Annotated in this window: 16 protein-coding genes; 14 read left to right on the top strand and 2 right to left on the bottom strand. The window is 44.9% G+C overall.

What is annotated here, in order from left to right:
• Window positions 1–97 precede the first annotated feature (97 nt).
• From murB to FXF62_RS01675, 6 genes are all read left to right on the top strand, one after another.
• On the top strand, window positions 98–1,000 hold the full coding sequence (gene murB, locus FXF62_RS01700; protein WP_149517409.1) for a UDP-N-acetylmuramate dehydrogenase: 903 nt from the start codon (window positions 98–100) through the stop codon (window positions 998–1,000).
• 180 nt (window positions 1,001–1,180) lie between these two features.
• A complete protein-coding gene (locus tag FXF62_RS01695) occupies window positions 1,181–2,338 on the top strand; it encodes an ABC transporter ATP-binding protein (protein ID WP_149517408.1) in 1,158 nt (385 codons plus the stop codon).
• Window positions 2,319–3,125 (top strand): ABC transporter permease, encoded by an 807-nt coding sequence (locus FXF62_RS01690; RefSeq protein WP_061422950.1) that lies wholly within the window; start codon window positions 2,319–2,321, stop codon window positions 3,123–3,125. Before FXF62_RS01695 ends, FXF62_RS01690 begins: the two co-directional genes overlap by 20 nt.
• On the top strand, window positions 3,122–3,895 hold the full coding sequence (locus FXF62_RS01685) for an ABC transporter permease (RefSeq protein ID WP_149517407.1): 774 nt from the start codon (window positions 3,122–3,124) through the stop codon (window positions 3,893–3,895). The genes FXF62_RS01690 and FXF62_RS01685 overlap by 4 nt, the downstream gene beginning before the upstream one ends.
• Window positions 3,892–4,962, top strand: a complete 1,071-nt coding sequence (locus FXF62_RS01680) for an ABC transporter substrate-binding protein (RefSeq protein ID WP_149517406.1) — start codon at window positions 3,892–3,894, stop codon at window positions 4,960–4,962. The genes FXF62_RS01685 and FXF62_RS01680 overlap by 4 nt, the downstream gene beginning before the upstream one ends.
• 137 nt (window positions 4,963–5,099) lie before the next feature.
• Window positions 5,100–6,251 carry an iron-containing alcohol dehydrogenase gene (locus FXF62_RS01675; protein WP_149517405.1) on the top strand — a complete coding sequence of 384 codons (1,152 nt, stop codon included), beginning with the start codon at window positions 5,100–5,102 and terminating at the stop codon, window positions 6,249–6,251.
• Window positions 6,252–6,364: 113 nt separating this feature from the next.
• On the opposite strand, the gene FXF62_RS01670 is transcribed toward FXF62_RS01675, so the two are convergent.
• Window positions 6,365–7,180: a Cof-type HAD-IIB family hydrolase gene (locus FXF62_RS01670; protein ID WP_149517404.1), complete on the bottom strand. Its 816-nt coding sequence runs from the start codon at window positions 7,178–7,180 to the stop codon at window positions 6,365–6,367.
• A gap of 136 nt (window positions 7,181–7,316) precedes the next feature.
• Here FXF62_RS01670 and proB point away from each other — a divergent pair, with 136 nt between their 5' ends.
• The 8 genes from proB to truB all read left to right on the top strand — a co-directional run bounded on the left by proB (window position 7,317) and on the right by truB (window position 17,303).
• The gene (gene proB, locus FXF62_RS01665) at window positions 7,317–8,426 is read left to right on the top strand and encodes a glutamate 5-kinase (protein WP_149517403.1); all 1,110 of its coding nucleotides are present in this window, start codon (window positions 7,317–7,319) and stop codon (window positions 8,424–8,426) included.
• A 96-nt stretch (window positions 8,427–8,522) separates the two neighbouring features.
• The gene (locus tag FXF62_RS01660; protein WP_149517402.1) at window positions 8,523–9,785 is read left to right on the top strand and encodes a glutamate-5-semialdehyde dehydrogenase; all 1,263 of its coding nucleotides are present in this window, start codon (window positions 8,523–8,525) and stop codon (window positions 9,783–9,785) included.
• Between the two features lie 2 nt (window positions 9,786–9,787).
• The gene (proC, locus tag FXF62_RS01655; RefSeq protein WP_149517571.1) at window positions 9,788–10,588 is read left to right on the top strand and encodes a pyrroline-5-carboxylate reductase; all 801 of its coding nucleotides are present in this window, start codon (window positions 9,788–9,790) and stop codon (window positions 10,586–10,588) included.
• A 326-nt stretch (window positions 10,589–10,914) separates the two neighbouring features.
• The gene (locus tag FXF62_RS01650; protein WP_149517401.1) at window positions 10,915–11,526 is read left to right on the top strand and encodes a TetR/AcrR family transcriptional regulator; all 612 of its coding nucleotides are present in this window, start codon (window positions 10,915–10,917) and stop codon (window positions 11,524–11,526) included.
• 18 nt (window positions 11,527–11,544) lie between these two features.
• Window positions 11,545–13,311: an ABC transporter ATP-binding protein gene (locus tag FXF62_RS01645; RefSeq protein ID WP_149517400.1), complete on the top strand. Its 1,767-nt coding sequence runs from the start codon at window positions 11,545–11,547 to the stop codon at window positions 13,309–13,311.
• A complete protein-coding gene (locus tag FXF62_RS01640) occupies window positions 13,304–15,046 on the top strand; it encodes an ABC transporter ATP-binding protein (protein WP_149517399.1) in 1,743 nt (580 codons plus the stop codon). Before FXF62_RS01645 ends, FXF62_RS01640 begins: the two co-directional genes overlap by 8 nt.
• Window positions 15,047–15,141: 95 nt before the next feature.
• Window positions 15,142–16,413, top strand: coding sequence for a DUF2130 domain-containing protein (locus FXF62_RS01635; protein WP_149517398.1), 1,272 nt, complete (start codon window positions 15,142–15,144; stop codon window positions 16,411–16,413).
• 11 nt (window positions 16,414–16,424) lie between these two features.
• Window positions 16,425–17,303 carry a tRNA pseudouridine(55) synthase TruB gene (gene truB, locus FXF62_RS01630; RefSeq protein WP_149517397.1) on the top strand — a complete coding sequence of 293 codons (879 nt, stop codon included), beginning with the start codon at window positions 16,425–16,427 and terminating at the stop codon, window positions 17,301–17,303.
• Between the two features lie 323 nt (window positions 17,304–17,626).
• Here truB and pepT read toward each other — a convergent pair whose 3' ends face one another.
• Window positions 17,627–18,850, bottom strand: coding sequence for a peptidase T (gene pepT / locus FXF62_RS01620; protein WP_149517396.1), 1,224 nt, complete (start codon window positions 18,848–18,850; stop codon window positions 17,627–17,629).
• Window positions 18,851–18,951 lie beyond the last annotated feature (101 nt).

Here is an 18,951-nt window from a genome sequence, read left to right as displayed (position 1 = left end):
TTTGCTTTGAAAAAGAAACTTAATTTCCCTCAGTCTATCGTAAATATCATTTAATTTTGATATAATAGAGTGTAATTTGTAAAGAAGAGAGTAAGTCATGCAAAACCTAGAAAAATTTTCTGCGGAATTAGAAGGGATCGACATCCGTTTCAATGAACCTTTGAGTCAATACACTTATACGAAGGTAGGCGGAGCTGCCGATTTCTTAGTTTTTCCACGCAACCGTTATGAATTGGCTCGGATTGTCAAGTTGGCCAATCGTGAAAATATTCCTTGGTTGGTGCTTGGGAATTCAAGTAACATTATCGTTCGAGATGGCGGTATTCGAGGCTTTGTCATCATGTTTGACAAGCTAAATAATGTAGCAGTAGATGGCTATACGATTGAGGCAGAAGCCGGTGCCAATCTAACTCAGACTACTCGTATTGCCCTGCATCATAGTTTAACTGGCTTTGAATTTGCTTGTGGCATCCCGGGTAGTGTCGGCGGAGCTGTCTTTATGAATGCTGGCGCTTATGGCGGTGAAATCGGTCATGTGCTCGTTTCCTGCAAGGTCTTGACACCTGAAGGCGAAATTAAAACCTTGGATGCGCGTGATATGCGCTTTGGCTATCGTCATTCACTTATTCAAGAAACTGGCGACATTGTGATTTCGGCTAAGTTTGGTCTGGCACCAGGTGTCCACCAAAACATTCGTCAGGAAATGGAACGTCTGACCTATCTGCGTGAGCTTAAGCAGCCTCTGGAATACCCATCTTGCGGGTCGGTCTTTAAGCGTCCTCTGGGACATTTTGCTGGTCAGCTCATCAGTGAAGCTGGTCTAAAAGGCTACCGAATCGGTGGTGTAGAAGTTTCAGAAAAGCATGCTGGTTTCATGATTAATGTCGATCATGGTACAGCTAGCGATTATGAAAAGTTGATTGCTCATGTCATTAAAACCGTTAAAGAGCATTCAGGTGTCACTCTGGAACGAGAAGTTAGAATTATTGGAGAAGCATAAGAGTCCGATATGCAATTGTCCAAGTCTTTGGGATAGCCAATATCCATGTGTCATTAGTAAAGGGGGTGAAAGCCTATCGATATCGCAAGTATGCAGGGCCATAGTAGCCCTCGAGAGGTTTTTTTGGTCTGACAGAACCAAAAATCTGTTAATACATGGAAAAGAAGGAATTTATGCCAATTGAAAAAACCAATTATTGAGTTCAAAAACGTTTCGAAGGTTTTTGAAGACAGTAACACCGTCGTTCTCAAAGATATCAACTTTGAATTAGAAGAAGGAAAATTTTATACGCTTCTAGGGGCTTCTGGCTCTGGGAAGTCAACTATCCTCAATATTATCGCAGGACTTTTGGATGCGACTACGGGAGACATCTTTTTGGATGGTGTCCGCATCAATGACATTCCTACCAATAAACGGGATGTTCACACCGTATTTCAGTCTTATGCCCTTTTCCCGCATATGAATGTTTTTGAGAATGTGGCCTTTCCTTTGCGTTTGCGGAAGGTGGACAAAAAAGAAATTGAAGTGCGGGTTGCTGAAGTGCTGAAAATGGTGCAGCTGGAAGGCTATGAGCGTCGCTCTATTCGGAAACTCTCAGGTGGTCAACGTCAGCGGGTAGCCATTGCTCGTGCCATCATCAATCGGCCGCGGGTTGTCCTACTAGACGAGCCTCTTTCTGCGCTGGATTTGAAGTTGCGGACGGATATGCAATATGAGCTCCGTGAACTCCAACAGCGCCTCGGGATCACTTTCGTCTTTGTCACCCACGATCAGGAAGAAGCCCTAGCTATGAGTGACTGGATTTTTGTCATGAATGAGGGGGAGATTGTCCAGTCAGGAACGCCAGTGGATATCTATGATGAGCCGATTAACCACTTTGTTGCAACCTTTATCGGAGAATCGAATATCCTGCCAGGGAAGATGATCGAAGACTACTTGGTCGAGTTCAATGGCAAGCGCTTTGAAGCAGTTGACGGAGGCATGCGACCAAACGAATCTGTTGAAGTGGTGATTCGTCCAGAAGATTTGCGCATTACCCTGCCTGAAGAAGGGAAATTACAGGTAAAAGTAGATACTCAGCTCTTCCGCGGGGTTCATTATGAAATCATCGCCTACGATGAGCTTGGCAATGAATGGATGATCCACTCGACCCGCAAGGCCATCGTCGGAGAAGAAATCGGTCTGGACTTTGAGCCAGAGGATATCCATATCATGCGCCTCAATGAAACCGAAGAAGAATTCGATGCTCGGATTGAAGAATACGTAGAAATCGAAGAACAAGAAGCAGGGCTGATCAATGCCATTGAGGAGGAAAGAGATGAAGAAAACAACCTCTAACCTTTTTATGGTTCCATATTTTCTTTGGATTCTGCTCTTTGTCCTAGCTCCAGTGATGATGATTGTCTGGAAATCATTCTTTAATATCGAAGGTCAGTTCACGCTGGAAAACTATCGGATTTATTTCACATCGCAGAATCTGACCTATCTGAAAATGAGCTTTAACTCGGTATTTTACGCAGGGATCATCACCTTGGTGACCTTGCTCATTTCTTATCCGACTGCTTATTTTTTGACCCAGCTCAAGCATCGCCAACTCTGGCTCATGCTGATTGTCCTGCCGACTTGGATCAATCTTTTGCTGAAAGCTTACGCCTTTATCGGCATTTTTGGGCAAAATGGCTCGGTGAATGAATTTCTGACCTTTATTGGTATCGGTCCCAAGCAGATTCTTTTCACTGACTTTTCTTTTATCTTTGTTGCCAGCTACATTGAGCTGCCCTTTATGATTCTGCCGATTTTCAACGTCTTGGATGATTTGGATCCCAACCTCATCAATGCCAGCTATGACCTGGGGGCCAATCGATGGCAGACTTTCCGCAATGTCGTCTTTCCGCTTTCAATGAACGGCGTGAGAAGTGGCGTGCAGTCAGTCTTTATTCCTAGTCTCAGTCTCTTCATGCTGACGCGTTTGATTGGTGGAAATCGTGTTATTACGCTGGGAACAGCCATTGAACAGCATTTCTTGACAACGCAGAACTGGGGAATGGGCTCAACCATCGGAGTGGTTCTGATTATTGCCATGCTCTTTACCATGTGGGCAACCAAGGAAAGGAGAGAACGATGAAAAAATTTGCTAATCTCTATTTAGCGATTGTGTTCCTAATCCTCTATTTTCCGATTTTTTACTTGATTGCCTATGCTTTCAATGCTGGCAATGATATGAACAAATTTACTGGCTTTGATCTGGTTCATTTTCAAAAGTTATTTGAAGATTCGCGCTTGATTTTAATTTTGGCGCAGACTTTCCTCTTAGCCTTTCTTTCTTCCCTCATTGCTACGATTATCGGAACTTTTGGTGCTATTTATATTTACCAAGCCCGCAAAAAATATCAGGATGCCTTCTTATCCATCAATAATATTTTGATGGTGGCGCCTGACGTTATGATTGGGGCTAGCTTCCTGATTCTCTTTACCACGGCTAAATTCCAATTGGGCTTTGTATCTGTTTTGGCCAGCCACGTTGCTTTTTCAATTCCCATTGTGGTGTTGATGATTTTGCCAAGGCTGAAAGAAATGAATGATGACATGATTAAAGCTGCTTATGATTTGGGAGCGAGCCAAGTCCAGATGCTCAAGGAAATCATGCTGCCTTATCTGACACCAGCGATCATTGCCGGCTACTTTATGGCTTTCACCTACTCGCTCGATGATTTTGCTGTGACCTTCTTTGTGACAGGAAATGGCTTCTCGACTCTTTCAGTAGAAATTTATTCCCGTGCACGGCAAGGAATTTCCTTGGAAATCAATGCCCTGTCTGCTCTGGTCTTTCTCTTTAGTATCGTTTTAGTCATCGGCTATTACTTTATCACGCGTGAGAAGGAGGAAGCAGCATGAAAAAACTCTATTCGTTTTTAGCAGGGGTTCTTGCGATTATTCTGATTTTGTGGGGAATCAGCTATCGGATTGAAAGCAGAACCAACAGCAAGGGCAGTGATAAATTGGTTGTCTATAACTGGGGAGATTACATCGATCCAGACTTGCTGACTGAGTTTACCAAGGAAACAGGTGTGCAGGTTCAGTACGAAACCTTCGATTCCAATGAAGCCATGTACACGAAAATCAAACAAGGTGGAACGACCTACGATATCGCTATCCCAAGCGAGTACATGATTGCCAAGATGATGAAGGAAAATTTGGTGGAAAAATTGGATCATAGCCAGATCAAAGGCTTGGAAAATATTGGTTCAGACTTTTTGGATCAGCCATTTGATCCAGGAAATCAGTATTCCATTCCTTATTTCTGGGGAACGCTAGGCATTGTTTACAATACTAAAATGATCGAGCACGCGCCTGAGCACTGGAACGATCTCTGGAAGCCAGAATACAGAAACTCCATCATGATGATTGACGGAGCCCGCGAAGTCATGGGTATTGGTCTAAACTCGAATGGTCGTAGTCTTAACTCTAAAGATGCTGACCAGCTGCAAGAAGCGGTCGATAAACTTTACACTTTGACGCCCAATATCAAAGCCATCGTCGCTGATGAGATGAAGGGCTACATGATTCAGAATAACGCGGCTATCGGCGTGACCTTCTCTGGTGAGGCTCGTCAAATGCTGGAGGCCAATGAAGACTTGCGCTATATCGTGCCAACAGAAGCCAGCAACCTTTGGTTTGACAATATCGTTATTCCAAAGACGGTCAAAAATAAAAAAGCCGCCTATCAGTTTATTAATTTCATGCTGAGACCGGAAAATGCTTATAAGAATGCGCTCTATGTTGGCTATTCAACGCCAAACCTTCCTGCCAAGGCCATGCTGCCAGAAGAAGTACAGGAAGATGAGGCCTTTTATCCAACAGAAGAGACCATGAAGCATCTGGAAGTCTATCAGCAATTAGGGCCAAAATGGCTCGGAACATACAATGACCTCTATCTTCAAGTCAAAATGTATCGCAAATAGCCAAAGAAACCTGAATTTATTCAGGTTTCTTTTTTGTATTTTGACTTGTATAATTCTTTGAAAAGTAAAAGAGAAAGTAGTAAAATTATATTAACATATGTAATAGAGCTTTATGCTCAATTAAGGAGGAAATCATTATGTCAGTTTTCTACGTTCCATCAGTCAATTTGATTGGTAAGGGTGTCATCAATGAATTTGGCGGTCATGTCAAAGAGCTGGGCTTCAAGAAAGCTCTAATCGTCACAGACCACTACATTGCATCCAGTTATATTTTACCAAAAGCCATCAACCCGCTAGAAGCAGAAGGCATTGAATATGTGGTTTTTGAAGATGTAGACCCAAATCCTTCTTGTAAGAATGTCTACGATGGCTTAGCTACTCTTCAAGAAAATGGCTGTGATTTTATCATCAGTGTCGGCGGAGGCTCTCCTCAAGATGCTGCTAGTTGTATTTCCATTATGGCGACAAATGGGGGCAATCCTCAGGATTATGAGGGGCTCCACAAGTCTAAAGAAAAGGGACTGCCAGTTGTAGCCATCAACACCACGGCAGGGACTTCTGCTGAAATTACCATCAACTATGTCATCACGGACGAAGAACGCAAGGTTAAGATGGTGATGGTTGATAAAAACAGTCTGGCTCTCATTTCTGTCAATGACCCAGAGCTCATGATTTCCAAACCAGATAATTTAACAGCAGCGACTGGGATGGATGCTTTGACCCATGCTGTTGAGGCTTTGGTAACTCCTGGCGCTTATGGCGTGACCAAGAAACTGTCTATCGGTGCCATTGAATTGATTAAAGAATACTTGCCGAGAGCAGTTGCTAATGGTCATGATATAGAAGCGCGTGAAGCTATGGTCAATGCTATTTTCCTTGGCGGCATGGCCTTTAACAATGCAGGTCTGGGCTACGTACATTCGATGGCTCACCAGCTTGGTGCGGTCTATCATTTGCCTCATGGCGTTTGCTGTGCTATGCTTCTGCCAGTAGTTGAGCGTGAAAATGCCAAACGTGTGCCAGCAGCTTTTAGAAATGTAGCTAAAGCTTTAGGCTTGCATACCGAAGGCAAGACTGATGACGAATGTGCGGCATATGCCATTTCGGAAATCGAAACCTTGTCCGAAACGGTCGGCATTCCTAAGAAATTGACGGAGCTTGGTATTGAAGAAAAGGACTTTGACTTTGAATACCTTTCTAAGAATGCCTTGATTGATGCTTGCGCACCTGGAAATCCTTTCATGCCGACTTTGGAAGAGACCATAGCTTTATACAAAGAATTGTTTTAAGTCAAAGGAAAAAGGCTCTCCCCTCTAAACTTAGTTGATTTATATCAAAAAAAGACAGTTGCTCTCTCCTACAACTGTCTTTTTAATTCACGGAAATGGGATGATGTACAGGATTAGTGTCCTAAGATAAACCTAGCAATAGCTGTAGCAACGCCATTTTCTTCATTGCTATCTGTTACATAGTCGGCCAAGTGTTTGACATGTTGGCTAGCATTCCCCATGGCAACACCTAGGCCAGCAAATTGAAGCATTTCAATATCGTTATTCGCATCGCCCAGTGCCATGATTTCCTCGGGTTTGATTTCTAGACCTTGCGCCAGACGCTCTAAGGCAAAGGCTTTGGTAACACCTTTTGGCATCGCCTCGTAGATGACAGGCTGGGAACGGACACCACTGAATCGCTGGCAGAGCTTCTGAGAAAACTTGGTTTCAAAATCATCTACCTGCTCTGGATTTCCTAGAAACATAGCTTGAAACATTCGATGCTGGCCGCTGCAAGCTTCCTCAAGGCTGATTTCAGTAGGAGTCGTAAAGACGAGAGCTGCATCATCTGTCACAATTTTGCTGGCTTTCTCTCCTACGACGAAGTAATGCTCTTCATCAAACAAGGTCAACTGTACTTGGCTCTGCTCGGCCAAACTGTAGAGGTAGCGAATGTCATCGGGCTTTAATTCTTGCCAATCAACAATCTGCCAATCGCTAGTCTGATGGATAGCGCAGCCATTGTCTACGATGACATATTCATTTTCATTCTCCAAGCCCAGCTCCTGAAAGTAAGGCTTGACACCCACGAGCGGTCTACCTGTACAGAGAACCAGCTTGACTCCAGCTTTGATAGCTTGGTGAATAGCATCAATATGAGCTTGAGGAATCTTTTTTTCCTCAGTCAGCAAGGTTCCGTCCATATCAAGGGCAATTAGTTTAATCATAGTTTTTCTCCAATAGTATTTGTGAATATTATAGCATATTTACTATCGCTAGGAGAGCAGAAATGGGAAAAGCTTGTTTTTAAATTTTCCTCTCCTTATGGTATAATAAGAAAATCTAGTAAGGAAAAGAGAATCTATGAAAGCAAAGCGTATTGTATTTAAAGTTGGAACGAGCTCATTGACAAATCCTGATGGCAGTCTGTCGCGGGCAAAGGTGCGGGAAATTACCCATCAATTATCGGTCTTGCATGAAGCAGGACATGAGTTGATTTTGGTATCGTCTGGAGCTATTGCGGCTGGTTTTTCGTCTCTGGGCTTTAAAAAACGCCCTACTAAGGTAGCCGACAAACAGGCTTCGGCTGCTGTTGGTCAAGGTCTTCTTCTAGAGGAGTACACCACTAATCTGCTCTTGAAGAAGATTGTATCTGCCCAGATCTTGCTGACGCAGGATGATTTTGCGGATAAACGGCGTTACAAAAATGCCCACCAAGCTCTGTCAGTCCTCCTCAATCGTGGAGCCATTCCTATTATCAATGAAAATGATACTGTTTCTATCGAGGAGCTAAAAGTGGGTGATAATGACACGCTTAGTGCTCAGGTGGCAGCCATGGTTCAGGCGGATCTTTTGGTACTTTTGACAGATGTTGATGGGCTGTACACGGCCAACCCAGCTTCAGATCCAACTGCCAAACGTCTTGAAAGAATTGAGGCGATCACTAGCGATTTGATTGACATGGCAGGCGGGGCAGGCTCCAGCAATGGCACTGGTGGCATGCTGACCAAGATCAAAGCAGCAACTTTGGCGACCATGTCCGGTGTACCAGTCTATATCTGCTCATCACTTAAAAGCAATGCTTTATTGGAGGCAGCGAGCCAGACTCGAGATGGAAGCTTTTTCTCGGCACAGGATAAGGGCTTGAAGACGCAAAAACAGTGGCTGGCCTTTTATGCTAAGAGTCAAGGCGCCATCTATGTAGATCAGGGAGCGGCACAGGCACTCCGTTACGATGGTAAAAGCCTTCTGGCATCAGGAATTGTTAGCTTAGAGGGTCATTTTTCCTATCAGGATACGGTGACAGTGTACGAGGAAGAGACTGGTGCGATTTTAGGAAAGGGGCGCGTGCGCTTTGGTAAATCTGCCCTCAAGGACATGTTGCGGTCTAGCAAGCCAAAAGGAGTCGTGATTCATCGTGACGATTGGATTTCTATTACTCCAGAGCTTCAATTGCTCTTTTCTGAATTTTAAGTGGAAATAGGAACTTACTTATTTCCTTTACCCGAACTCTCCAAGATCTCTATCAATTGTAAAAAGAAATTATTGTATCTTACGAAAGGAGGCGCTATGACCTCAACACAAGAATTATTTGAAATTGTTAAAAAGTCAAAAAAATCAATCAACACAGCTACAACCGCTGAGAAAAACCATGCTTTGGAAGAAATGGCAAAGCAGCTCTGGCTTTCTCGTACGGACATTTTGGCAGCTAATGAACTGGATATGGCAGCGGCAAAAGGTAAGATTTCGGATGTCATGCTGGATCGTCTTTATCTGGATGAAGATCGGATTGCTGCCATGGCAGAGGGCATTCGTCAGCTGATTGACTTGGAGGATCCTGTAGGGCAAGTCTTAGAAAGAACCGAGCTTGAGAACGGCCTTGTCATCAGCAAAAAGCGAGTGGCCATGGGCGTGATTGGGATTATCTACGAAAGTCGACCTAACGTCACCTCTGATGCTGCGGCTCTAGCGCTAAAGAGTGGTAGTGCAGTCGTTCTGAGAAGCGGTAAGGATGCCTATCAGACAGCGCTAGCTATTGTCACAGCTCTGAAAAATGGCTTGGCTCAGACCAAGATTTCGCCGAATTGTATCCAGTTGGTTTCTGATACCAGTCGGGCTTCCGCCCAGGCTATGATGAAGGCCAAAGGCCATCTGGATTTGCTCATTCCTCGTGGTGGTGCGGGACTGATTCAGGCGGTCGTGGAAAATGCGACTGTGCCGGTTATTGAGACAGGTACCGGAATTGTCCATGTCTATGTAGATAAGGATGCTGATCAAGGCAAGGCTTTGGCGATTATTGAGAATGCCAAGACCAGTCGCCCTTCTGTCTGCAATGCCATGGAAGTATTACTGGTTCATGAAGAAATTGCAGCAGATTTTTTGCCACGTTTGCAGAAGATGCTGGTGACAGACCGTGATGCAATGCAAGAAAACCCTGTTGAATTGCGTTTGGATGAGAAAGCGGCTCAGTATATCTCGGGCTCGCAAGCTAAACCAGAAGATTTTGATACAGAATTCTTGGACTATATCTTAGCGGTCAAGCTGGTTTCCTCGCTGGAAGAAGCGGTGGAGCATATTGAGGCTCACAGCACCCATCACTCGGATGCTATTGTGACGGAGAACGATGTAGCGGCAGCTTATTTCACGGAGCAGGTGGATAGCGCAGCAGTTTATATCAATGTCTCAACTCGCTTTACAGACGGTGGTCAATTTGGTCTTGGCTGCGAAATGGGGATTTCTACTCAAAAACTACATGCTAGAGGTCCCATGGGGCTGAAAGAGCTGACTAGCTATAAATACGTCATCCAAGGGACTGGTCAAGTGAGGAAATAATGATGAAAATTGGATTTATCGGTCTGGGAAATATGGGCGGCAGTTTGGCTCGCCTAGTTGCCCAAGATAAAAGGTTTAGAAGCGAATTATTATTAGCCAATCGTAGTCGTGACAAGGCTGAAAAGATCGCTGCAGAAGTTGGTGGCCAGCCGGTCAGTAATGCAGAAGTTTTTGCCCAGGCAGAGGTGATTTTTCTGGGTATCAAACCAGCTCAGTTTGCTGACTTGCTGGCTGACTATCAGGAAGTTCTAGAAAAACGGGAGTCTCTTTTGCTGGTTTCGATGGCTGCTGGTCTGACCTTGGAAATATTACAGAAATTGATACCTAGCCACCATCGTTGGATTCGGATGATGCCTAATACACCCGTAGCCGTAGGTGAGGGTGTTATTAGCTATGCCTTATCCCAGCAAGCACATCAAGAGGACGAAGACTTGTTCCGTGAACTTCTTTCTTCTGCTGGGATTTTGGTCAAACTTGATGAAAAGCAGTTGGATGCGGCGACAGCTCTTGCTGGCTGTGGACCAGCTTTCGTCTATCTTTTTATAGAGGCTTTAGCGGATGCAGGTGTCCGAGCAGGACTCAGTCGCGATATATCGCTACAGCTAGCTAATCAGACACTTTTAGGCGCTGCTAAGCTGAGTCAGATCAGTGGCCAACATCCCGCCCAGCTCAAAGATCAGGTCTGCAGTCCGGCCGGTTCGACCATCGCCGGGGTAGCTAGTCTGGAAGAAAATGCCTTTCGAGGAACAGTCATGGATGCCGTTCAAGCTGCCTACAAGAGGACGCAGGAACTTGGTAAGTAGGGTAATTGACATTTTTATTCTTTTGAAGAAAAAATAGAATTGTCAAGTGTTATTATCTATAATCATATAAAGTGGTACTGAGAGACACTCGTAGATGGCTTGTTTAAAGCCAGTACGATTGTCTTTTTGTTTTTCAAAAAGGTTATCCTTGCTAGGTCGAGTGAAAGTAAAACTGTGGATGACATAATGGAGATTTTGCTCTAAGAAGAAGTGGACTTTAAAATCAACAGATCAGCCCATTTTTCTTTTGTTTTTCCTTGACAGTTAAATTGTCAGAATTTATAATAAAAGAAGAAGGGCGATAACGGTGTTATCGAATTAAAATCATGAAAAAAGAAACAGATGAGTTAAACGAAAAAATCCTGGAAAGCGCGAGGAGGGAGTTCTTGGCTTATGGCTATCAGAATGCTTCACTGCGGAGAATTTGTCGCGCTGCTGGCTTGACGACTGGGGCACTTTATAAGCGCTATGAGAGTAAGGACAGTCTCTTTACTGCTCTGCTTGAGCCTACTCTGACAGCCTTAGACCAGTATGGACAAGAGCAGAAGCGACGTGACTATGATTTCCTAGAAGAGGGGCACCTGTCTGACATGTGGGCACATCACTTGGAAGATCTCCAGTCCCTGATGCGGATTCTCTATGAGCATAAGGATATTATGCAGCTCTTGCTCTTTAAATCTCAGGGTTCTTCGCAAGCGGACTTCAGGATGTGTCTGCCTCATTTGGCTGCAGACGAGACTTATCGCTATTTGGAGCTGGCTTACAAAGAGGGGAAGATCAATCATTTGGTCAAACACGAGTTTCTGCGATCGTGCATGACAGCTTATTACACTGCTGTATTTGAGCCCTTGGCTCAAGACTGGCCCCAAGAGCAGGCGCTGGAATTTTGCCATTCCATCATGGACTTGTTTGACTGGGGAGGTTTGCTCGGTTTTTGATAGAAAGAAGGAAATTCTATGAAGAAAAAATCTGTTCTTGCTTGGATCTGGGACTTTGTTTCCCTTCATAAGATGTATTTTGTGCTCAGTCTGATCTTTGCTTTTGTCTCTGTGCTTTTAGGATTTCTGCCTTATTTCTTTATTGGTGGAATGATTAATCAGCTCTTGGATGGCAATAAAAACTGGGATTTCTACTTGCGGCAGTCAGCTTGGGCAGGTCTGGCCTGGATTGGCTACTGGGGATTTCACGGTATTTCCACCATGCTGTCACATACGGCTACTTTTAAGATTCTAGCGGAAATGCGGCACCGTCTGACAGACAAGTTGGCTAGACTGCCTCTAGGTACAGTGCTTAGTCAGTCATCTGGCAGTTATAAAAACATTATCGTTGAGCGGGTGGATGCGACCGAAACGACTTTGGCTCACCTGATTCCAGAGTTTACCGCTGGGATTTTTGGTCCGATTATTGTTCTCATTGCCATGCTAGTCATTGATTGGCGGCTGACCTTGCTGTCTCTCCTGACTATTCCCATCGTGGTGCTGGCCTATATGCGGATGGCTGTCAATAGCGAAGCAGACTATCAAAATACTCTGGTCAAGACCAAAAAACTCAATGATACAGCCGTGGAATACATCAATGGGATTGAGGTTATCAAGGTTTTTGGCAAGGAAAAATTTTCTTACGATAAGTTTGTGACGGCTGCTAGAGAAGGAGCAGACTGCTTTATTGAATGGATGCGCAAGTTCAATCTGGAGATGGGCATTGTGACTGCTTTTCTGCCATCAGGCTTGCTCTTTCTGCTGCCGGCTGGCTGTTATTTCTATCTGCAAGGTAGTTTGACTGCTAGCAATTTCATTCTAATGATTATTCTGTCGCTCAGTCTTCTGACTCCTCTGATTTTAGTGGCTAGTTACATGGACGATTTACGGAAAATCGGGACTATTTTTGGTCAAGTCATTGATATTTTGGAAAAGCCGGATTTGAAAAGGCCTCAGGAGCTGAGAGAACTTCCAAAAGGAAGGGATCTGGTCATGACGGATGTCAGCTTTGGCTATACAGATGAAGAGGAAGTACTACATGGTATTTCGCTAGATATTAAGGCTGGCAGCATCAATGCTTTAGTTGGGCCATCAGGCTCAGGTAAGTCTACAATTGCCAAGCTTCTAGCTTCTTTCTGGGATGTCACTTCTGGTCAGATTACCTACGGTGGCTTGGACATTCGCCAGCTTCCGCTAGACTATTACAGTCGGCAGATTGCTTACGTGACCCAGGATAACTATCTCTTTGATGAGACTATTATGGAAAATATCCGATTGGGAAATCCAGCAGCTTCTGATGAAGAGGTCATCGAAATTGCCCGTCGCTGCGGCTGTTATGACTTTATCATGAACTTAGAAAACGGCTTTGAGACGCAGGTAGGCTCTGGCGGCGGTCATCTATCTGGTGGGGAGCGTCAGCGGATTGCCATCGCCCGTGCAATGCTTAAGGATGCGCCGATTCTTATTTTGGATGAAGCGACTGCTTATACAGATCCGGAAAATGAAGCACGGATTCAGTCCAGTCTAGCTCGTCTGATTGAGGGACGAACCTTGATTGTCATTGCTCACAGGCTGTCTACGATTATGAGTGCAGACCAGATAGTCCTGGTCAATGATGGTCGAATCGAAGCTAGGGGTCGGCATGAAGAGTTGCTGGCAGCCAGTCCGCTTTATGCTTCCATGTGGCGAGCCCATATTGCTACCAGAGATAGTGGTGAGATGGAAGGAGGGCTGACTCATGCTTAATATACTGAAGAAATTCTTTGATTTCTGTACGGCAGAGGACCGTAGGAAATTTTATCAATCCATTTATCTGGGCATCATCAAGTCCTTTATTATTGCTCTGCGTATCCCAGCAATCGGTCTAGTCGTCATGGGACTGATTGAGAAGAACCTCTCTATGCAGACTTTCTGGCTAGCTCTGGGAATCATGCTGATATCCACTATGCTAAACGTTTGGATTACCCTGAAAATCACCATGCTGCAGACGGAAGCGGGCTATCATACCTGTGCTCAGAAGCGGATTGAAATTGCCGAGCACATGCGCTATCTGCCCATGGGTTACTTTAATCAAAATAGCTTGGGCAAGATTACCAGTGTTACGACTAATACGCTGGAAGGGTTGTCTGATGTAGCTACGCGAGTGGTTATGATGACAGTGCAGGGCTTTCTGACGATTGGCCTTATTACCGTTTTGGTCTTTCTCTATGACTGGCGGGTTGGTCTGGTTCTATTGGTGGGTCTTGTCCTCTTTCTCCTACCAAATACCCTCATGCGTTGGCAAGTTGGCAAAGTTTCTGATGTCAAGTATCAGGCAGATACGGATCTAGTGGCCGTTGTCTTGGAGTATAGCCAAGGTATCGCAGAGGTTAAAAACTACAATCTAGTTAACCGCTCTGCTAAAAAGTTGTCTAATGCTATTGACCGCAAGAGTCAGCTAGATACTAGAATGACACTAGTGACCTCACCTTACATTGCCCTCCAAGGCATAGTGACCAAGCTGACCGGTCTTTTTATGGGGCTCTTCTCTATCTACTTTTATCTCAATGGCAGTATGGAGCTGCTGGTGACCATTATGATGATTGTCAGTGGCTTTATGATTTATGAAAATCTAGACGGTGTTGGCTCTTTCTCCTCCCTCCTGCGCATTGTTGATTTGTCGGTTGATATGGTCAATCAAGTTTTGGCTATCCAGCCGATGGACATCAGTGGTCAGGATATTGAGCCTAAGAGCAGCCAGATTGAGCTGAGAGACGTTAGCTTCTCTTATGGAAATAAGAAAATCATTGACCGGGTTTCCCTCACCATTCCCGAAAAAACAACAACTGCTCTGGTCGGACCTTCTGGATCAGGCAAAACAACGCTCTGTAACCTCATTGCCCGCTTCTGGGATGTGGACCAGGGAAGTATCAGTTTGGACGGACATGATGTTAGAGATTACAGCTATGACAGCCTGATTCGTAATTTCAGCTTTGTCTTCCAAAGCGTCTATCTCTTTGAGGATACCATTGCTAATAACATCCGTTTTGGCAAGCCGGAGGCCAGTCAGGAAGAAGTGATAGAAGCTGCCAAAAAAGCTGCCTGTCATGAATTTATCCTCTCACTGCCTGATGGCTATAACACCAAGATTGGTGAAGGAGGTGCCAGTCTTTCTGGAGGTGAGCGTCAGCGCATTTCCATCGCACGGGCTATTATCAAGGATGCGCCTATTATCATTCTGGATGAAGCAACAGCCAATGTTGACCCAGAAAACGAAGAAGCACTCATGCAGGCTATTCAGGCTTTGACTCGCGATAAGACCATTATCATGATTGCCCACCGACTCAAGACGGTTGAGCATGCAGACCAGATTTTGGTGCTGGATCAAGGCCGCATTGTCGAACAAGGCAAACACCAAGACTTACTAGCTAAACAAGGCATTTACAGTAAATTTATCCAAGAAAGAAAAACAGCTGCTGGCTGGCGGATTAAGATGGAGTAGTGATAAACTGAAACAGCAAGCCAACGGCTTGCTGTTTTTCATTTAAAGGGAAGAATGGTATAATGAAGTAGAGAAAAATCTTGAATGAGGTAGCCATGAACGAAATCAAATGCCCCAACTGCGGGGAGGTTTTTACAGTCAATGAAAGCCAGTATAGTGAGCTTTTGTCGCAGGTCCGGACGGCGGAGTTTGACAAGGAAATCCATGCTCGGATTGAGCAGGAGCTGGCTTTAGCAGAGCAAAAATCCCAGAATGCCCAACAAGTCCTCCTATCGCAAAAAGAACAGGAAATTAGCAAGCTTCAAAGTCAGATTGCTCAGTTTGAGACCCAGCAGGAATTGGCAAAGAAAGAGGCGGAGCAGGCAGCTAGTCTTCAATTGCAGGAGAAGGATAAGGAAGTTCAGCAATTGGAAAGTCAGCTGACAACTCTGCGCTTGGAGCATGAAAATCAACTTCAAAAAACCTTGTCTGCGCTGGAAAAAGAGCGAGACGAGGTTAAGAATCAGCTAGTCTTGCAGGAAAAGGAAGCAGCGCTAGCTCAGACCTCGCTAAAAGAGCGCTATGAGGTAGAGCTGCGGCAGAAAGATGAGACTATAGAGTTCTACAAGGATTTCAAGGCCAAGCAGTCTACTAAGATGATTGGTGAGAGTTTGGAACAGCACTGCGAGTACGAGTTTAACAAGAACCGTATGGCCATGTTTCCACGAGCGGAGTTTGGCAAGGACAATGATGCCAGAACCGGCAGCAAGGGTGACTACATTTACCGTGAGGTAGATGAAAATGGTGTAGAAATCCTCTCCATCATGTTTGAGATGAAAAATGAAGGCGATGAGACGGCGACCAAGAAGAAAAACGAGCATTTCTTCAAAGAGCTGGATAAGGATCGACGGGAGAAAGGCTGTGAGTATGCCATTCTAGTAACACTTCTGGAGGCTGACAGCGAGCTCTACAATTCAGGTATTGTCGATGTGTCCTATGCTTATGAGAAGATGTATGTTATCCGGCCTCAGTTCTTCCTGCCCATGATTACCCTCCTGCGCAATGCTGCGCTTAACTCGCTCCAGTACAAGCAGGAACTGGCCTTGGTGCGGGAGCAGAATATTGATATTACGCATTTTGAGGAAGATTTGGATGCCTTTAAAGTAGCTTTCGCCAAGAACTATCAGTCTGCTTCGACCAACTTTGGCAAGGCCATTGAAGAGATTGACAAGGCTATCCGCCGGATGGAAGAAATCAAGAAGTTCCTGACGACCTCTGAAAACCAGCTGCGTTTAGCAAACAACAAACTGGACGACGTCTCTGTCAAAAAATTGACACGCAAAAATCCTACCATGAAGGCTAAGTTTGAAGCTTTGAAGGAGAAGTAAGAAAACAAGATATGAATGGAATTATCAACTTAAGAAAAGAAGCGGGCATGACCTCGCATGATGCGGTATTTAAGCTGCGCAAGATTTTAGGAACGAAGAAAATTGGTCACGGAGGCACCTTGGATCCAGATGTAGTCGGGGTGCTTCCGATTGCTGTGGGCAAGGCGACACGTTTGGTCGAGTTCATGCAGGAGGAAGGAAAAGTCTATGAGGGAGAAATCACGCTGGGCTGCTCAACGACGACAGAGGATGCTAGCGGAGATATCCTAGAGCGGACGCCAGTAACGGAGCTTTTAGAAGAAGCCCTCATCGATGAAGCGATGGAGTCCATGACTGGTGAGATTCGCCAGATTCCGCCCATGTACTCTGCAGTCAAGGTAAATGGCCGCAAGCTTTATGAGTATGCAAGAGCGGGTCAAGAAGTGGAGCGTCCCGAGCGGCAGGTGACCATCTATAGTTTCGAGCGCACAAGTCCGGTTTCCTATGAAGCTGAACAAGCCCGCTTTCGTTTTCGAGTCAAGTGCAGCAAGGGAACCTATGTTCGAACCCTGTCTGTTGATTTAGGAGCTAAGCTGGGCTTTGCCAGTCACATGTCCCAGCTGACAAGGACTTCTTCAGCAGGTATGAGCTTGGATGATGCTTTGACCTTGAATGACATAGCGGAGCGAGTAGCAGTGGAGGATTTTGCATTCCTTCAGCCTCTGGAGTTGGGAACAGGTGATCTACCAAAGATTGAACTAACGGAAGAACAGCTCGAAGAAGTGAGCCACGGTCGTTTTATTCCCATTGAAAATGCCGAGATTATCTTAGCAGCTTTTCATAAAGGCAAGCTCATTGCCATTTTAGAGAAAAGAGAAGAATATTACAAACCTAAAAAAGTTTTTCTTTGATGGTATATAGCATATTAGCGAGTCTGGAACAATAGTCTCTTTGATACAAAAAAGCAACGGCGAATCCGTTGCTTTTTTGTATAGTTGCCATAGCACTACTAAAATAGAATTGCTCAATAAACCATTTAGAGAGGCCATCCCATGCGCACTCACTATAACACAAATTAAACGACTTTATAACTAGAATTTGCTTGCATTTTACCACAAGACCATCTTGTCTTTACCATTGAAAAAGTGGTGAATACCTTAGAGGAACGTCACTCCCACGCTTTCTATCATACCTTTGGTCTCCCGTCTTATCACCCTAAAATGCTTTTAGCCATTTATTCTTGATAAGAGACGATGCCAATGATGGTATCGACGGCGCGTTCCATGGTTTCCAGGCTGACATATTCGAAACGGCCATGCATGTTTTCACCGCCAGCAAAGAGATTAGGTGTCGGGATGCCCATAAAGGAAATTTTTGAGCCATCAGTACCGCCACGGATCGGCTCGATAATCGGCTGGATGTCCAGACTTTCCATGACTGCTTTGGCGATATTGATCGGTGTCATGTCCTTTTCAATGACCTGCTTCATGTTGTAATACTGGTCTTTGAGGGTCAAGATGACGCGCTCGCTGCCCAGCTCTTGATTCATTTTATCAGCAATAGCCTGCATAGCAGCTTTGCGATTTTCAAAAGCCTCTGTCTCAAAGTCTCGGACAATGTAGCTAGCTTGGGCTTCTTCAACTGTACCAGTCAGATTCATCAGGTGGTAGAAACCTTGATAGCCCTCAGTCTTCTCTGGTCGGTCGGCTTCTGGCAGCTGGTTGTGGAAGTCGATAGCCAGCTGGAGAGCATTGACCATCTGGTCTTTAGCAGTCCCTGGATGGACATTGCGGCCTTGGAAGGTTAGTTCTGCTCCAGCAGCGCTAAAGGTTTCGTACTGGAGCTCGCCTAGAGGTCCGCCATCTACTGTGTAGGCAAAGTCCACATCAAAGTCTTCAGCGTCAAACTTATCAGCACCGATACCGATTTCTTCATCTGGTCCAAAGCCAACTCGGATTTCTCCATGCTTGATTTCTGGATGGGCAGACAGGTATTCGATAGCAGTCATGATTTCAGCAATACCTGACTTGTCGTCTGCTCCCAAAAGGGTTGTGCCGTCAGTCGTAATCAGGGTTTGGCCCTTGTATTTATGGAGACTGGCGAAGTCTGCAGGATCTAAGTTAAAGCCAGATTGCCCCAGCGGAATCACACCGCCGTCATAATATTCAATGACCTGCGGCTGGATGTTTTCTGCGTTGAAGTCCGCCGTATCCATGTGGGAAATAAAGCCAATCTTGCGGGTAAAGCTTGGATCGTTAGCTGGCAGAGTTCCAATCGCAAAGCCATTTGGTAGGTAGTAGACATTTTCCAAGCCAACCCGCTTCATCTCAGGGATAAGGACATTATTAGCAAAGTCCACCTGACTCTGGGTGCTGGGTGTAGTAGTAGATGTTTCGTCTGAGCGCGTGTTGACCTTGACATAGGTTAGGAAACGATCTAAAAGATTAGGGTATTTCATAAAAGCTCCTTGTTTTTATAGATTAAGTCTATTTTAGCACAATCTTGAACAAAAGACATCTGTAAGTCAACATTTCTCTAATTGAAGGTCTTGGAAGATGG

This window comes from Streptococcus cristatus (assembly GCF_008369405.1).
GTDB lineage: Bacteria > Bacillota > Bacilli > Lactobacillales > Streptococcaceae > Streptococcus > Streptococcus cristatus_G.
The sequence above is the reverse complement of the archived record's forward strand: the minus strand, read 5'-3'. Positions and strand labels throughout refer to the sequence as shown.

What these genes read in the sequence shown, in the direction of transcription:
- FXF62_RS01645 (WP_149517400.1), top strand. Translation starts at nt 11,545, where the DNA reads ATGAAGAAAAAATCTGTTCTTGCTTGGATCTGGGACTTTGTTTCCCTT.
- FXF62_RS01635 (WP_149517398.1), top strand. Translation starts at nt 15,142, where the DNA reads ATGAACGAAATCAAATGCCCCAACTGCGGGGAGGTTTTTACAGTCAAT.
- FXF62_RS01675 (WP_149517405.1), top strand. Translation starts at nt 5,100, where the DNA reads ATGTCAGTTTTCTACGTTCCATCAGTCAATTTGATTGGTAAGGGTGTC.
- FXF62_RS01690 (WP_061422950.1), top strand. Translation starts at nt 2,319, where the DNA reads ATGAAGAAAACAACCTCTAACCTTTTTATGGTTCCATATTTTCTTTGG.
- FXF62_RS01685 (WP_149517407.1), top strand. Translation starts at nt 3,122, where the DNA reads ATGAAAAAATTTGCTAATCTCTATTTAGCGATTGTGTTCCTAATCCTC.
- FXF62_RS01640 (WP_149517399.1), top strand. Translation starts at nt 13,304, where the DNA reads ATGCTTAATATACTGAAGAAATTCTTTGATTTCTGTACGGCAGAGGAC.
- proC (WP_149517571.1), top strand. Translation starts at nt 9,788, where the DNA reads ATGAAAATTGGATTTATCGGTCTGGGAAATATGGGCGGCAGTTTGGCT.
- FXF62_RS01660 (WP_149517402.1), top strand. Translation starts at nt 8,523, where the DNA reads ATGACCTCAACACAAGAATTATTTGAAATTGTTAAAAAGTCAAAAAAA.
- FXF62_RS01670 (WP_149517404.1), bottom strand. Translation starts at nt 7,180, where the DNA reads ATGATTAAACTAATTGCCCTTGATATGGACGGAACCTTGCTGACTGAG.
- FXF62_RS01650 (WP_149517401.1), top strand. Translation starts at nt 10,915, where the DNA reads ATGAAAAAAGAAACAGATGAGTTAAACGAAAAAATCCTGGAAAGCGCG.
- pepT (WP_149517396.1), bottom strand. Translation starts at nt 18,850, where the DNA reads ATGAAATACCCTAATCTTTTAGATCGTTTCCTAACCTATGTCAAGGTC.
- truB (WP_149517397.1), top strand. Translation starts at nt 16,425, where the DNA reads ATGAATGGAATTATCAACTTAAGAAAAGAAGCGGGCATGACCTCGCAT.
- FXF62_RS01680 (WP_149517406.1), top strand. Translation starts at nt 3,892, where the DNA reads ATGAAAAAACTCTATTCGTTTTTAGCAGGGGTTCTTGCGATTATTCTG.
- murB (WP_149517409.1), top strand. Translation starts at nt 98, where the DNA reads ATGCAAAACCTAGAAAAATTTTCTGCGGAATTAGAAGGGATCGACATC.
- proB (WP_149517403.1), top strand. Translation starts at nt 7,317, where the DNA reads ATGAAAGCAAAGCGTATTGTATTTAAAGTTGGAACGAGCTCATTGACA.